Origin of the sequence: Marinobacter sp. UBA2498 (genome assembly GCF_002341575.1) — a bacterium.
In the GTDB taxonomy this organism is placed as follows: Bacteria; Pseudomonadota; Gammaproteobacteria; order Pseudomonadales; family Oleiphilaceae; genus Marinobacter; species Marinobacter manganoxydans.
Genome location: NZ_DDOI01000133.1, coordinates 1 through 14,925 on the forward strand (window position 1 = coordinate 1; position 14,925 = coordinate 14,925).

At 59.7% G+C, this 14,925-nt stretch carries 12 protein-coding genes; 9 read left to right on the top strand and 3 right to left on the bottom strand.

Translation table 11 applies throughout. From position 1 onward, the window contains the following. Positions 1–154: 154 nt before the first annotated feature. Positions 155–1,267: an anthranilate synthase component I family protein gene (locus tag B2W52_RS18265; RefSeq protein ID WP_286803857.1), complete on the bottom strand. Its 1,113-nt coding sequence runs from the start codon at positions 1,265–1,267 to the stop codon at positions 155–157. Between the two features lie 224 nt (positions 1,268–1,491). Here B2W52_RS18265 and B2W52_RS18270 point away from each other — a divergent pair, with 224 nt between their 5' ends. From B2W52_RS18270 to B2W52_RS18305, 8 genes are all read left to right on the top strand, one after another. Then, positions 1,492–2,172, top strand: coding sequence for a GntR family transcriptional regulator (locus B2W52_RS18270; protein ID WP_286803858.1), 681 nt, complete (start codon positions 1,492–1,494; stop codon positions 2,170–2,172). Next, entirely contained in the window at positions 2,169–3,062 is an 894-nt protein-coding gene (gene prpB, locus B2W52_RS18275; protein WP_142950135.1) for a methylisocitrate lyase, read from the top strand. Before B2W52_RS18270 ends, prpB begins: the two co-directional genes overlap by 4 nt. Before the next feature lie 88 nt (positions 3,063–3,150). Then, complete coding sequence (gene prpC / locus B2W52_RS18280) at positions 3,151–4,278, top strand: bifunctional 2-methylcitrate synthase/citrate synthase (RefSeq protein WP_286803859.1); 1,128 nt, start codon at positions 3,151–3,153, stop codon at positions 4,276–4,278. A 144-nt stretch (positions 4,279–4,422) separates the two neighbouring features. Continuing rightward, positions 4,423–7,020 carry a Fe/S-dependent 2-methylisocitrate dehydratase AcnD gene (gene acnD, locus B2W52_RS18285; RefSeq protein ID WP_286803860.1) on the top strand — a complete coding sequence of 866 codons (2,598 nt, stop codon included), beginning with the start codon at positions 4,423–4,425 and terminating at the stop codon, positions 7,018–7,020. Next, on the top strand, positions 7,017–8,186 hold the full coding sequence (prpF, locus tag B2W52_RS18290) for a 2-methylaconitate cis-trans isomerase PrpF (RefSeq protein ID WP_273073054.1): 1,170 nt from the start codon (positions 7,017–7,019) through the stop codon (positions 8,184–8,186). The genes acnD and prpF overlap by 4 nt, the downstream gene beginning before the upstream one ends. Positions 8,187–8,357: 171 nt before the next feature. Next, positions 8,358–8,615 carry a type II toxin-antitoxin system RelE family toxin gene (locus B2W52_RS18295; RefSeq protein WP_273073053.1) on the top strand — a complete coding sequence of 86 codons (258 nt, stop codon included), beginning with the start codon at positions 8,358–8,360 and terminating at the stop codon, positions 8,613–8,615. Then, entirely contained in the window at positions 8,612–8,992 is a 381-nt protein-coding gene (locus B2W52_RS18300) for a helix-turn-helix domain-containing protein (protein ID WP_117617335.1), read from the top strand. Before B2W52_RS18295 ends, B2W52_RS18300 begins: the two co-directional genes overlap by 4 nt. A gap of 519 nt (positions 8,993–9,511) precedes the next feature. Further along, positions 9,512–10,366, top strand: coding sequence for a THxN family PEP-CTERM protein (locus tag B2W52_RS18305; RefSeq protein WP_286803861.1), 855 nt, complete (start codon positions 9,512–9,514; stop codon positions 10,364–10,366). A gap of 109 nt (positions 10,367–10,475) precedes the next feature. On the opposite strand, the gene B2W52_RS18310 is transcribed toward B2W52_RS18305, so the two are convergent. Together B2W52_RS18310 and B2W52_RS18315 are read right to left on the bottom strand one after the other, a co-directional pair. Beyond that, a complete protein-coding gene (locus tag B2W52_RS18310; RefSeq protein WP_286803862.1) occupies positions 10,476–11,282 on the bottom strand; it encodes a PEP-CTERM/exosortase system-associated acyltransferase in 807 nt (268 codons plus the stop codon). A gap of 117 nt (positions 11,283–11,399) precedes the next feature. Then, complete coding sequence (locus B2W52_RS18315; RefSeq protein ID WP_286803863.1) at positions 11,400–13,022, bottom strand: FAD-binding oxidoreductase; 1,623 nt, start codon at positions 13,020–13,022, stop codon at positions 11,400–11,402. Positions 13,023–13,692: 670 nt separating this feature from the next. On the opposite strand from B2W52_RS18315, the gene prpD reads away from it, so the two are divergent. Continuing rightward, a partial coding sequence (gene prpD / locus B2W52_RS18320; protein WP_286803864.1) for a 2-methylcitrate dehydratase occupies positions 13,693–14,925 on the top strand: 1,233 nt, incomplete at its 3' end.

Sequence of the window (14,925 nt, forward strand, 5' to 3'; positions counted from 1 at the left end):
TTAATAGTTAACAGTGAACAGTTAATAGCGCGCGGTCAGGGTGGTAGCGGCACCGAAGGCCGTGCCCGCGTACATTGCGTTTGAGCAACGCCTGTCTTGCTAGATCGCAAACCTCGCAGCCGCGCACTGTTTTCCGCTGTTAACTATTAACTGTTCACTGTTCACTGTTAACTGCTGTCATTAGTTTTCGGACCTTAAACCAGCTCTCCGCGTATTCCTCGTCCGGATCGGAGTCGTAGACGATGCCACCGCCGCCGTGGCAGTGGAGGCGGTCGCCGTCGGTTTGCAGGGTGCGGATCAGGATGTTGCTGTCGAAGCGGCCCTGGTCGTCCTGCCAGAACAGGCTGCCGCAGTAGGCGCCGCGCGGGGCGGGTTCCAGTTCCTGGATGATCTGCATGGCGCGTTTCTTGGGGGCGCCGGTGATGCTGCCGCCGGGGAAGGCGCTTATCAGCGCGGCGAGCGGGGCGACGCCGTCGCGCAGCCGGCCGCGCACGGTGGAGACCAGGTGCTGCACGTTGCTGAAGCGGCGCAGTTCGAACAGCGGGTCCGCCTGGATCGAGCCGGCGTCGCAGAAGCGGCCCAGGTCGTTGCGCAGCAGGTCCACGATCATCAGGTTTTCGGCGCGGTCCTTGGGGTGGCGGAGCAGGGCGCGGCCCAGGGCCCGGTCTTCCACCTCGGTGGCGCCGCGGGGCCGGGAGCCCTTGATCGGCTCGGTCACCACGTCCCGCCCCTGAACACTCAGAAAGCGCTCCGGCGACACGCCGAACACCGCATCCTCCCCGTCCCGGAAGAAGCAGGCGTGGGGCGCCGGGTGCGCCGCCACCAGCCGCTGGAAGCCGCCCAGGGCGTCGCCGTCCCAGCGCGCCTCGAAGCGTTGCGCGTAGTTGACCTGATAGCAGTCGCCGGCGCGCAGGTAGTGCTGAATGCGCGCCAGCGCCTGTAGGTAGTCGGTGGCGCTTTGCTGGGCTTCGAACTCGCGGCGCAGCTGAAAGGGCGCGCGCTGTTCCGGCATCGGGCCGGGCGGGTGATCGAACAGGTGCACGGTGATGCCGGTGCGCTTCCCGGCCACCGGCAGCCCGTGCAGCAGGGCGCCGGTTTCGTAGGGCACCAGGCCGCAGGCGAACCGGCAGCCTTCGGCGAGGGCCTGCTCGACGCGGGCGGGCAGGGCTTCGATGTCCGCCGCGCTGTCGGCGCGCAGCGTCAGCGCCGGCGGCCCCAGGGCCTGGAGCTCGCCGTTTCGAGTCACCACAACTTGCACAGGTTGCACGCTTTCGACCCTGAATTCTCTGAGCGATGGCGGCGGGGCGGGCGCCCGGCCGCGGGGAGCGCGTAGTGTAGCGCCCGTGGCGGCGGCCCGCGAGCCCGGCGCCATTGTCGACAATAACCATTGAAAGGTCGGGGCGGTGCGGGTAGAGTGCCCGCCACTTGGAACAATTGTCGACAATGGCCGCCGCCGAACGGTGATCCGGCCTACCGGAATGAGCGCCCCCCATGAACGAAGTCCTGGTAGACAGCTCGCGCCCCCTGGCGGATCGGGTCTTCAGCCGGCTCCAGGACGATATCGTGCGCGGCGTGATCGCCCCGGGCAGCAAGGTCAGCGAAACCGACCTGGCCGGCCGCTACGGGGTCAGCCGGGGGCCGCTGCGCGAGGCGATCCGCCGGCTGGAATCGCGCAAGCTGCTGGAGCGCGAGGTGCACGTCGGCACCCGCGTGGCGTCGCTCAGCTTCGACGACCTGATCGAAATCTACCATGTGCGCGAGGCCCTGGAAGGGCTGGCCGCCGGCCTCGCCGCCCGGCTGATGACCGCCGAGGAGGTGGCCGGCCTCACCGAGCTGCTCGGCCAGCATGAGCAGCAGCAGGACCTGCGCCACGACACCGCCTATTTTCAACGCGAGGGCGACCTGGATTTTCATTACCGCATCATCCAGGGCAGCCACAATCGCACGCTGATCCGCATGCTGATCGGCGAGCTCTATCACCTGGTGCGCATGTACCGGTACCAATTCAGCACCGTGGCCAACCGGCCGCAAAAAGCCCTGCACGAGCACCGCCGCATTGTCGAAGCCATTGAGGCGCGTGACGCCGAAATGGCCGAGCTGCTGATGCGCCGGCACATCAGCCGGGCACGGGAAAACATCGAACAGCAGGCCCAGCAAAGGAGTCCACAATGACCCAGTCGAACAGTGCCGGCGCCCGTTTCCGGCGCGCCCTGGCCGAGGAACAGCCCCTGCAGATCATGGGCACGATTAACGCCTACACGGCGATGATGGCCGAGCAGGTCGGCTACCGCGCCATCTACCTGTCCGGCGGGGGCGTGGCCAACGCCTCCTACGGGCTGCCGGACCTGGGCATGACCACCATGAACGACGTGCTCGAGGACGTGCGCCGCATCAGCGCCGCCACCGACGTGCCGTTGCTGGTGGACATCGACACCGGCTGGGGCGGCGCCTTCAACATCGGCCGCACGGTGAAGGAAATGATCCGCGCCGGCGCCGGCGCCGTGCACCTGGAAGACCAGGTGGCGCAGAAGCGCTGCGGCCACCGCCCCAATAAGGAAATCGTCTCCAAGGCGGAGATGGTGGACCGCATCAAGGCCGCCGCCGACGCCCGCACCGACCAGGACTTCTTTATCATCGCGCGCACCGACGCGTTCCAGAAAGAGGGCCTGGACGCGGCGGTCGATCGCGCCCGCGCCTGCCTGGAAGCGGGCGCCGACGGCATCTTCGCCGAGGCGGTGCACACCCTGGAAGACTACAAGGCGTTCGCCGAAGGCCTCGGCGGCGCGCCGCTGCTGGCCAATATCACCGAATTCGGTGCCACGCCGCTGTTCACCCGCGAGGAGCTCAGCGACGCCGGCGCCAGCATGATCCTTTATCCGCTGTCCGCGTTCCGCGCCATGAACCAGGCGGCGCTGAACGTGTACCGCACGATTCGCGAAGAGGGCACCCAGAAAAACGTGGTGGACACCATGCAGACGCGCATGGAACTGTACGACTTCCTGGGCTACCACGACTACGAACGCAAGCTTGACGAACTGTTCGCCCAGCAACGCGGCGAATAAATCAACCCGCTGCCGGCCGGTGACGGCACCTGGTGCCCGGTCACGCCGGGCCGGCAGTGTTTCACTTCTTGAGCAGAGGAAAACGACGATGGCAGAGAAGAAAGTTGGCGGCGCCGGCCTGCGTGGCCAGGTAGCGGGCAAGACCGCGCTCTCCACGGTGGGCAAATCCGGCTCCGGCCTGACCTATCGCGGCTACGACGTGAAGGATCTGGCGGAGAACTGCCAGTTCGAAGAGGTGGCGTACCTGATCCTCAAGGGCGAGCTGCCCGACCAGAGCGAGCTGGACGCCTACAAAACCAAGCTGAAAGGCCTTCGCGGGCTGCCCCAGGCGCTCAAGGAAGTGCTCGAGCGGATCCCCAAGGACGCCCATCCCATGGATGTGATGCGCACCGGCTGCTCCATGCTCGGCAACCTGGAAACCGAAACCAGCTTCGACCAGCAGGACGACCAGGCCGACCGCATGCTGGCCGCGTTCCCGAGCATCATCTGCTACTGGTACCGGTTCAGCCACGACGGCGTGCGCGTGGACACCGAGACCGACGACGATTCCATCGGCGCCCACTTCCTGCACATGCTGCGCGGCGAGAAGCCCAACCAGTTGCATGAAACGGTGATGAACGTATCGCTGATCCTGTACGCGGAGCACGAGTTCAACGCCTCCACCTTCACCGCCCGCGTGTGTGCCTCCACTTTGTCTGATATTCACAGCTGTGTGACCGGTGCCATCGGTTCGCTGCGCGGCCCTCTGCACGGCGGGGCCAACGAGGCGGCCATGGCCCTGATCCAGAAATTCAAGACGCCGGAAGAGGCCGAAGAGGGCCTGATGGGCATGCTGGAGCGCAAGGAAAAGATCATGGGCTTCGGCCACGCGATCTACAAAGAGTCCGACCCGCGCAACGCCATCATCAAGCAGTGGTCCAAGAAGCTGGCTGAGGAAGTGGGTGATACCGTGCTGTACCCGGTATCCGAGCGCTGCGAGGAAGTCATGTGGCGCGAGAAGAAGCTGTTCTGTAACGCCGACTTCTTCCACGCCTCGGCCTATCACTTCATGGGCATTCCGACCGAACTGTTCACCCCAATCTTCGTGATGTCCCGGGTATCCGGCTGGACTGCCCACGTGAAAGAACAGCGTGAGAACAACCGCATCATCCGCCCAAGCGCCGATTACACCGGCCCGGCGGATTCGAATTGGGTGCCGATCGACGAGCGGCCGTGATTTTTCACTCTCCTCTCCCCCCCGCGGGAGAGGGGCTGGGGGAGAGGGGGAGCGTGAACATCACACCACGCGGTCTCCCCCTCTCCCTAACCCTCTCCCACAAGGGGAGAGGGAACCAATAAACCAAGATTCCGAGTACTGCCCATGAACACCGACTACCGCAAACCGCTCCCAGGCACCGACCTGGACTACTTCGATACCCGCCAGGCCGTGGAAGACATCCAGGCCGGCGCGTACGAAAAGCTCCCGTACACCTCCAAGATCCTGGCAGAGCAACTGGTTCGCCGCTGCGATCCCGAGGCGCTGACGGATTCCCTCAAACAGCTGATCGAGCGCAAGCGTGACCTGGACTTCCCCTGGTATCCGGCTCGTGTGGTCTGCCACGACATCCTCGGCCAGACCGCCCTGGTGGATCTCGCAGGTTTGCGTGACGCCATTGCCGAGAAGGGCGGTGACCCCGCCAAGGTCAATCCTGTGGTTCCGACCCAGCTGATCGTGGATCACTCCCTGGCCGTTGAGCACGCGGGTTTTGAGAAAGACGCGTTCGAGAAGAACCGTCAAATCGAAGATCGCCGCAACGACGACCGTTTCCACTTCATCAACTGGACCAAGACTGCGTTCAAGAACGTGGACGTGATTCCCCCCGGCAACGGCATCATGCACCAGATCAACCTGGAGAAGATGTCGCCGGTGGTGCAGGTGCGCGAAGGCGTGGCCTACCCGGACACCTGCGTGGGCACCGACAGCCACACCCCCATGGTGGACGCGCTGGGCGTGATCTCCGTGGGCGTGGGCGGCCTGGAAGCGGAAAACGTGATGCTGGGCAACCCGTCCATGATGCGCCTGCCCGACATCGTCGGCGTGGAGCTCACCGGCAAGCTCAAGCCGGGCATCACCGGCACCGACCTGGTGCTGGCGATCACCGAGTTCCTGCGTAAGGAGCGGGTGGTCGGCGCCTATCTGGAGTTCTTCGGCGAAGGGGCGGACAGCCTGTCCGTGGGCGACCGCGCCACCATCGCCAACATGACCCCGGAATACGGCGCCACCGCCGGCATGTTCTTTATCGACGACAACACCCTGGATTACCTGAGACTGACCGGCCGCGAAGACGAGCAGGTGGCCCTGGTGGAGAAGTACGCCAAGGAGACCGGCCTGTGGGCGGACGCCCTCAAGGGCGCGGACTACGAGCGCGTGCTGAAGTTCGACCTGTCCTCGGTGGGCCGTAACCTGGCCGGCCCGTCCAACCCGCACGCGCTGCTGCCGGCGTCGGACCTGGCGGCGCGCGGCGTGGCCGGTGCCTGGGAAGAGAAAGAGGGCGAAATGCCCGACGGCGCGGTGATCATCGCCGCCATCACCTCCTGCACCAACACCAGCAACCCGCGCAACATGATCGCCGCCGGTCTGATCGCCCGTAACGCCAACCGGCTGGGCCTGATCCGCAAGCCGTGGGTGAAGTCGTCCCTGGCGCCGGGCTCCAAGACCGTGAAGATGTACCTGGAGGAAGCGGAACTGTTGCCGGAGCTGCAGCAGCTTGGCTTCGACGTGGTGGCGTTCGCCTGCACCACCTGCAACGGCATGAGCGGCGCCCTGGACCCGGAAATCCAGAAAGAAGTGATCGACCGGGATCTGTACGTCGCTTCGGTGCTGTCCGGCAACCGTAACTTCGAAGGCCGGATTCACCAGAGCGTGCGCACCAACTGGCTGGCGTCACCGCCGCTGGTGGTCGCCTACGCGCTGGCCGGCACGGTCAAGATCAACCTGGAAAAAGACCCGCTCGGCAAGGATAAGGACGGCAACGATGTGTTCATGAAAGACATCTGGCCGAGCAGCAAGGAGATCCAGGACGCCGTGGTGATGGTCGACCACGACATGTTCGAGAAGCAGTACGCGAGCGTGTTCGAAGGCGACGAAACCTGGAAGAGCCTGCCGATTCCGGATTCCAAAACCTACGAGTGGAACAGCCAATCCACCTACATCCAGAACCCGCCGTTCTTCGACGGCCTGACCGCCGAGCTGGACGACGTGGAGCCGGTCAAGAACGCGCGCATTCTGGCGATGCTCGGCGATTCGGTGACCACCGACCACATCTCCCCGGCCGGCGCCATCAAGGCCGACAGCCCGGCGGGCCATTACCTGCAGGGCCACGATGTGGAGCCGATCGACTTCAACTCCTACGGTTCCCGGCGCGGTAACCACGAGGTGATGATGCGCGGCACCTTCGCCAATATCCGCATCCGTAACGAGATGACCCCGGAGATCGAAGGCGGCTACACCAAGCACTTCCCCGGCGGCGAGGAGATGCCGATCTACGGCGCCGCCATGCGCTACAAGAAGGACAACGTGCCCACCGTGGTGGTGGCCGGCAAAGAGTACGGCACCGGCTCCAGCCGCGACTGGGCGGCCAAGGGCACGCGCCTTCTCGGCGTGCGCGCGGTGATCGCGGAGAGCTACGAGCGCATCCACCGTTCCAACCTGATCGGCATGGGCGTGATGCCCCTGCAGTTCGAGGAAGGCACAACCCGCAAAACTCTCGGCATCGACGGCACCGAAACCTACGATGTGGAAGGCACCCCGGCGCCCCGCGCCGAGCTCACGCTGGTAATCCACCGGAAGAATGGCAGCACCGAGCGCATTCCGGTTGTCTGCCGCCTGGATACCGCTGAAGAAGTGTCTATCTACAGCGCGGGCGGTGTGTTGCAGCGGTTTGCCGAGGATTTTCTGCAATCGGAAGGTGCGGCATGACACACAAGCCACAAATCAAAATTCCCGCCACGTACATGCGTGGCGGCACCAGCAAAGGCGTCTTTTTCCGGCTGAAGGATTTGCCGGAAGCCTGCCAAACCCCAGGCGAAGCCCGGGATAAACTCCTGCTGCGAGTCATTGGCAGCCCCGACCCCTACCAGAAACAAATCGACGGTATGGGCGGCGCTACCTCCAGCACCAGCAAAACCGTGATCCTGGCGGAACCCACCCAGCCGGATCACGATGTCGACTACCTGTTCGGCCAGGTCTCCATCGACAAGCCGTTTGTGGACTGGAGCGGTAACTGCGGCAACCTCACCGCCGCCGTCGGTGCTTTCGCCATCAACAGCGGCTTTGTGGCCAAAGACCGGGTTCCGGAGAACGGCACCTGCACCGTCCGCATCTGGCAGGCCAACATCAAGAAAACCATCATCGCCCACGTGCCCATTACCAACGGCGAGGTTCAGGAAACCGGCGATTTCGAGCTCGATGGCGTGACCTTCCCGGCTGCAGAAGTGCAGGTGGAGTTCATGGACCCGGCCGACGGCGAGGGTTCCATGTTCCCGACCGGCAACCTGGTGGACGACCTGGAAGTGCCTGGCGAAGGCACCCTGAAAGCCACCATGATCAACGCCGGCATCCCCACCATCTTCGTGAACGCGGAGGACATTGGATACAAAGGCACCGAGCTGCAGGACGACATCAACTCCGATCCCAAAGCCCTGGCAAGGTTCGAAACCATTCGGGCCCACGGCGCGGTAAAAATGGGGCTGATCCAGAACATCGAAGAAGCCGCCAATCGCCAGCACACCCCGAAAGTGGCCTTCGTGGCCAAACCCTCCGATTACGTGTCATCAAGCGGCAAACAGATCGGGGAAGGGGATGTGGATGTCTTGGTCCGGGCACTCTCCATGGGCAAGCTTCATCACGCCATGATGGGCACCGCCTCTGTTGCCATCGCCACCGCAGCCGCTGTTCCCGGAACTCTGGTCAACCTTGCAGCCGGCGACGGAGATCGGACTTCCGTCACCTTCGGCCATCCATCCGGAACTCTTCAGGTTGGCGCAGAAGCCAGTCTGGTGAATAACCAGTGGACAGCCACCAAAGCCATCATGAGCCGCAGTGCGAGGGTGTTAATGGAAGGTTGGGTGAGAGTGCCTGGGTGAGAGTGCCGGGGGATTCGGTCTGACAGGACCTTAGTAAAGCCTGCATTTAAAGGCCGGGGTTGCCCCGGCTCTGCTTCGCCTGAATACTGGTCACCGGCCCCACTTTACCAATCAGGCTCGCTTATCATTCCAACTGTTGACCTACAGTAAACCTATTCGTAAACTTTCCGCATGTACTCACTGAAATACAAAAAATCCGCACTGAAAGCACTGAAGAAAGCCCCCAGGCCAGTAGCAGAAAGGATAATGTCCGAACTCGAAGCGATTGCGCTGGATCCAGACAACTACCGTGGCGACTGGAAGCCGATGAAAGGAAAGCCTTATTGGCGCCTTCGTCAGGGTGGATACAGGGCGATTTGCAGTTTTGATAATGGTGAGCTGATTTTACTGGTATTGAAAGTCGGCGCCAGAGGAGATATTTATAAATGAGCGTGCAGATTATTGAAAAATCGGGAAAACCCGAATACGCAGTCATTCCCTATGCCGAGTATCAAGAGTTGCTTGAGATGGCACAGGATGCGCGTGATATTCAGGATGCCGATGTTGCGATGGCTGAACTTTCCGCCGGAGAAGATGAAAGCATTCCTGCGGCTATCGCTAAGCGCCTCATGTCTGGAGATGAACACCCGCTGAAGATTTGGAGGGAATATCGCGGCTATACTCAGGAATCACTGGGCACAGAAGCCGGTATTGGCAAATCGTATGTGTCACAAATTGAGGCTGGCACCAAAACGGGTTCAACAAAAGTTCTCAGAGCGATTGCGAAAGCTTTGCAGGTTGAAATAGACGATCTGTTGGGCCGATAGTGAGTGATGCGCCTGGCTGGGTGAGGGTGCCAAGTACCCAATTGTCAGATGGCTGCTTACTGTAGTCATCTGCCGGATATATAGTAATGACTATACCCAATGACCATGGTGTGACAATTTCTCGTGTCAGCTATATCAGCATGGGAAATTGCATTGCTTGTCAGCCGGTCCCGGGTTCCTGGCGTCAGCATAATTTACGCACTCGGAAGTCAGTCTGCTGTTTAACGGCATTTTTAATTCTGTAATAACTATAAATCGATCTCTTTAAATGTTTTTGTTCTAATCGACCCTGCTTACATACCTCTCCAAAAAATACATAGCGTGGAAGACGATGCATTTACGCTCCTTCAATGTCGAAGATACTTACACCTGCATCTCCACATCCACCAGGCCGAAATTTTAAGTTTATGAAAGATAATCAGTTTAAATATTTGGTATGGATGATGCATGTAGCTATACACCGCTGACGTGCTTGCCTGAATTCCAGCTGCCAGCGTTCACCTTCAAGGAGAGATAACTATGAACACTGCACTTAAAAGAACGCTTTTATCAACGCTTGTTGTGCCATTTGCGCTGGGCGCGGCATCTGCCAGCGCGGTGATGGTTAACACATGGGACTATACGGTCGACAGCAAGTTCGAGAACGCAACGTTCACTAATAAAGGGAACACCAACCCCGGTACCCAGGATACCAGCAACGAAAATGTGATTTCATGGGGTGGAACAACAGCTGCGAGTCGGTCGTCTGTCTCGATTACCGATGTCGATTCCACAACGGATGGTACGCTTCCAAAACTTGTAACCAATGGGGTCTCCGTAGACGCTGGCGTATTTACCCATGATAACAACACCATCAATTCGAGTTTTGATACGCTGCTAACGTTTGACCTGACCTCCACGCTCACCCTGAATCCGCTTACACCGATGGGTGTTGGCAGTACCGAGGTGCTGCCCCCGATTACCTTCAACAGTCGCTTTACGGAAACGCCAAACAACCCGGGCAGTGGGTCCTGTGCCGATGGATTAGCCCAGCCCTGCGGTGACATTTTCACCCTGACCGACATTGACGGTTTGGGCCCCTATACCGGTGGCGCCCTTCCCCCACAGCAGTTCACCATGGAGGGCTACGTCTACTCGGTGTTCCTTGAGCTCGCTGGGCTGATGACGCTGCCTGATACTGCCTGTGCGGCTGCGGGGGCTGCTAACGGATGTCTTGGTCTTCTGACTCCTGAGGGCGGCCCCAACACTTTTGAGACCTCGTTCCGTATCGAGGCTACACCGGTTAGCGTACCTGAGCCAGGCACCCTGGCGTTGTTGGGCCTGGGCCTCGCCGGACTTGGCCTGTCACGCAGGAAAAAAGCAGCAAAGGCATAACGTCTGAGCAGTTTAGTGCTTAGATGAGAGTGCCGGTAGAATAAAGGCCCCCGCCAACAAGCGGGGGCCTTTTCAGTTCGAGCGTTTCCCTAAGCCGAAATCGCCAGGTTCAGTTCGGTTTTGCAGGCAGGTACCGTCCGGCGTCTGTAATCAGCGACCAGACATCCGGACGACGCCTCCTGATACCGTCAATCAGTGACGCTGCCTCGGTGAAGGCAGGGCGGCGGAGGCCGTGATACTCCAGCACCGGTCCCACGTGATCAAACTCCACACCAAACCGCTTTAACAGGCGCAGCTGTGCCGGCTCCATGACCGCCATCCAGTGGGTGATGCCATGCCTGACCGACATCTGGAGAATCGCGGCGAAAAGCCCCAGGCTGATGTAGGGCATGGCGCGTTTGCCATTTTCCGAATCGCTGTAGCAGACGAAATCGCTGGTGCCCGAGGCTGATTCGCCCTCATTGAGACGTCGCCGAAACTCCCGGCTGACCGCCATGCGGGAAATTTCTGCGATCTGCTCGCGGCGTGCGCCTGCAAATGCGTCCCGTGCCTGCTGACCCATCCGGTGGATACAGGGGCCTTCCATCGGAAAGTCAGCCTGCTCCGGGTTATCGCCCGTCATAACGAGACGAACGGTGGCAACGCTGTCTCCCGTCATTTGGTGTCGGATCAGGGCGTGCGCGGATCGCGGATCGTAGGCATCGTGCTCGCGTTTATCAGCGAAGCAATCGGGGTCCTCGAAAGGCCGGTCAATGCAATAAACCTTGTACCGAAGTTCGAAGACCTCGTTAATCACCTCTGGAGACGTCGCCAACTCGACATTGAATACCGAGTTGAAAATAGTACTGACGTCTTCCTGGGTCGGTTGGTTATTTGTGTATTCTGTTTCATGCCGAAGTGCAAACCCTGTGTTCATTTTCAGGTCCTCATGTTTTCCCGTTCAGGGAGCTGTTTTGACGATAGTCCATGGAGAAAAAGCGCCGTCTTAACTTCCACTGGCGGCGTACAACGGGTGTATCGAGGTTACAGCCCATCAGACCTCGGAACGCTTGATCCTGGGCACGTAACGTCCGGGCGCCAGGATGAAATTGGGGTCGACTGCAGCTTTCAGTTGACTGGCCAGCCTGGAGAAAGCAGAGTCACTGGTATTCAGGGTGCTCATCGCGTCGATGTTGAGGCGGTAGGGCAGGAAGCCTTCTTTCTGCCCCGCTTCATACAGGGCGCGATAGCAGTCGTTGGCCCGTGCTGTCGCATTCTCGTCCCTGCGATCAAACAGCAGGGGAACGGTAGAGTCGAAGCAGCGATCGTTTACTGTCGTCAATGTAATTAACGGATTGACACCGTACTGCGGGCAAATTCGTTCAATCATATTGATGTAGCGGCGAACGTCTTTTCCCCGTATCGGAACCAGCGGCGCGAACCATATGAGCCCACAGCCATCCCGTGCGGGGTTTTTGGGCTGCCCAGTCTCGGGCAGGGTGCCTGAGCGCCAATAGGCCAGCGCCAGCGCGACATCGTTGGGGGTGCCATGCATGATTTCCAGCGCGCCGGAGAGGGTATCCGCCATGCCCTTAACCCGTGCAGCCAGCCTGCCGGGTAGCACGCGGGCAATAGTCCGCGCCAGGTCAACTTTTCGCTGGTTGATAAAAACGAGACGGTCGGTTACCGGGCCCAGAAGCCGCCGTAGCGTGCGTCGGGCCGCTCGGGCTACCTCCTTTGAGGCATAAATCGCACCAACCCCGCTCCAGGCAGGAACGCCATGACTGTTGGCGAGACGTTCAACTTCGTGAGCAGGCAGAACACCGTCAATGGCCCTGTCTTCAGGGAAGGGTGTCATCATCGAGAGCATGCGTTGGCTGTTGAGCAGGTTAATCGCCACAACCGAACCGCCGAGCGCTCGCAACACCGCCCTGACGGTGGGCACCAGCGCTTCCAGTTTGGCGTCGTCCTTCGTGGAAAAGAAAAACGCCGTCACGGTGTCGGGAGCCGGCGCAAGGGCGATGGTCATATTCACAACCACTCCGAAATTCCCCTGGCTGAAGAGCCCATCGAGATAAGGGCCGAGGCCCCATTTGAAAAGCCCGTCCACTTCCGCACCGCCAAGTTCGCTGAGCGGTGTCCGGTAAAGGGTGCCGTCGGGCAGGATCGCTTCTATCTTTGTCACCGCTGCAAAATGGTCAGTAATCGGCGTGATGCCGTAACCCCGCTCAAGCGCATTGCCAAGAATGCTGCAGGTGGGGCCCGCGCCGGTTACCGGAACGAGATAATTGCCATCATGGTGATCAAGGAAGTCCCTCAGGGCGCCCTGGGTTACGCCGGGCTCAACCGTGACAACGCCCATGTCGGGATCAAAATCGGAAATACGGTCAAGCCGGCTCAGATCAAGGATGACGCAGCCGTCTTCAACCGGATTGGCACTACCGTAGCCCCAGTTATTGCCCGTGCTTACGGGATAAACCGCAACTTGCCAGCGTTGCGCAACCTGAAGAACCGCTGCGACCTGCTCCTGGTTCTCAGGGCGGAGCACAGCCGGAATTGAGCGCTTCGCTCCTATTGTGGAGGCGCCAAACTCTGCTGCGTCAGCCGCAACGACTCCGGATTCACCCAGAATAGTGGCCCATTCGTCAATTGCAGATTCGGTAGCGGTGCGATTCACTGGCATTTCCATGGTTTATCGATGACTTCTATGAATGCTTCGTTAAAGTTTGCTAATGGGTTGTTCATTAATTGCGCAGAGATTATAGGCGAGATAAGGTCGGCAAAACCATGTTGTACCATTACGGCTTTGAAAACGATTTACTTTAAAGAACTGAAGTGCAAACAAACAGTTGAAGTGAAACCCGAGAAATGCAGCGGGGACCTGGTTATTAAAATAATTTAACCATGGTTGGGTTTTATCCGGATGTTAAATTGTAACTATATGATTTTTATAAGAAGTTTTAGTTATTTGGCCCTACGGGTCTGGTTAACGTTAAGAGATATGTAAACATAACGTGTATATGAAAGGGGTTGTAAATAAAATGCTACAAATTTAAGCGCCCGGTTGTCAGTTTTATTTACGTGTTCGTGGAGAAGTGTAATGCAGGCTTTACAATATACGCTTTTAAGTCTTTGTTAACAGGGGGTTCCCTGCTTTCGGTTTGCGCAGAAGAAAGAGTCAGGCCTGACTGGCAAGCCAGGTCCGGGTACTGGAAGTGAGAAGTGAGAAGTGAGGAGTGAATGGTGCCCGGCACTTCCTTCCTTTTGCTGTCCTCTGGATCTTGGGCCTTGGTGCCGGGTGCGCTAGTCTGTACCTGGAAGACACAAAAATCGAAGGAGTCCCTGCCATGTCAGCAACATTCGATCTCAATGAACGCCCCGACTACGACCAGCTCATACAGACAATTGCCGATTACACCCTCGGCTACCGGATTAAAAGCAAAGAAGCCTGGAACACCGCCCGCAACTGCCTGATGGATACTTTGGGCTGCGGCCTGTTGGCCCTCAGGTTTCCCGAATGCACAAAGCACCTGGGCCCGATTGTTGAAGGCACGGTAGTGCCCCATGGCGCGCGCGTTCCCGGAACCTCCTTCCGGCTGGATCCGGTGAAAGCGGCCTGGGATATTGGCTGCCTTATCCGCTGGCTGGACTACAACGACACCTGGCTTGCTGCCGAGTGGGGGCATCCGTCCGACAACCTGGGGGGTATTCTTGCGGTTGCTGATCATCTTTCCCAGAAAAGGGTGGCGGAAGGCAAAGAGCCGCTGACCATGAAGGACGTGCTGGGGGCCATGATCATGGCCCATGAAATCCAGGGTGTGCTGGCGCTCGAAAACTCCTTCAACCGGGTAGGACTGGACCACGTGGTGTTGGTTAAAGTGGCCTCCACGGCCGTCACCGCCAGACTGATGGGCGCTAACCGGGAGCAATTGCTGTCGGCACTTTCCCACGCCTGGGTAGACGGCCAGTCATTGCGAACCTACCGCCACGCGCCCAATGCAGGCTCCCGGAAGTCCTGGGCAGCAGGCGATGCCACATCTCGCGCGGTACGATTGGCCGATATCGCCATGCGAGGAGAAATGGGCATTCCGAGCGCACTGACAGCCCCCCAATGGGGCTTCTATGATGTGCTGTTCAGCAAGACCAACAAAGATCAGAAGTTAAAGCCCGAGGATAAGCGTCAGTTTTCTTTACCCCAGGAACTAGGCTCCTACGTGATGGAGAACATCCTGTTCAAGATCTCCTTCCCGGCGGAGTTCCACGCCCAGACAGCGGCGGAAGCGGCAGTAGCCCTGCACCCCCAGGTCAAAGACCGACTCGACGAGATCGACCGTATTGTCATCACCTCCCACGAATCCGCCATCCGCATCATCTCCAAGCAGGGCAGGCTTGCGAACGCGGCCGACAGGGATCACTGCCTTCAGTACATGGTGGCTGTCCCGCTGATTTTTGGGAGTCTCACCGCGGAACACTACGAAGACAGCTTCCACGAAGCCAATCCGCTTATCGACCGGGTTCGGGAGAAAATGGAAGTGGTGGAAGATGAAAGGTATACCCGTGAGTACCTGGAAGAAGACAAA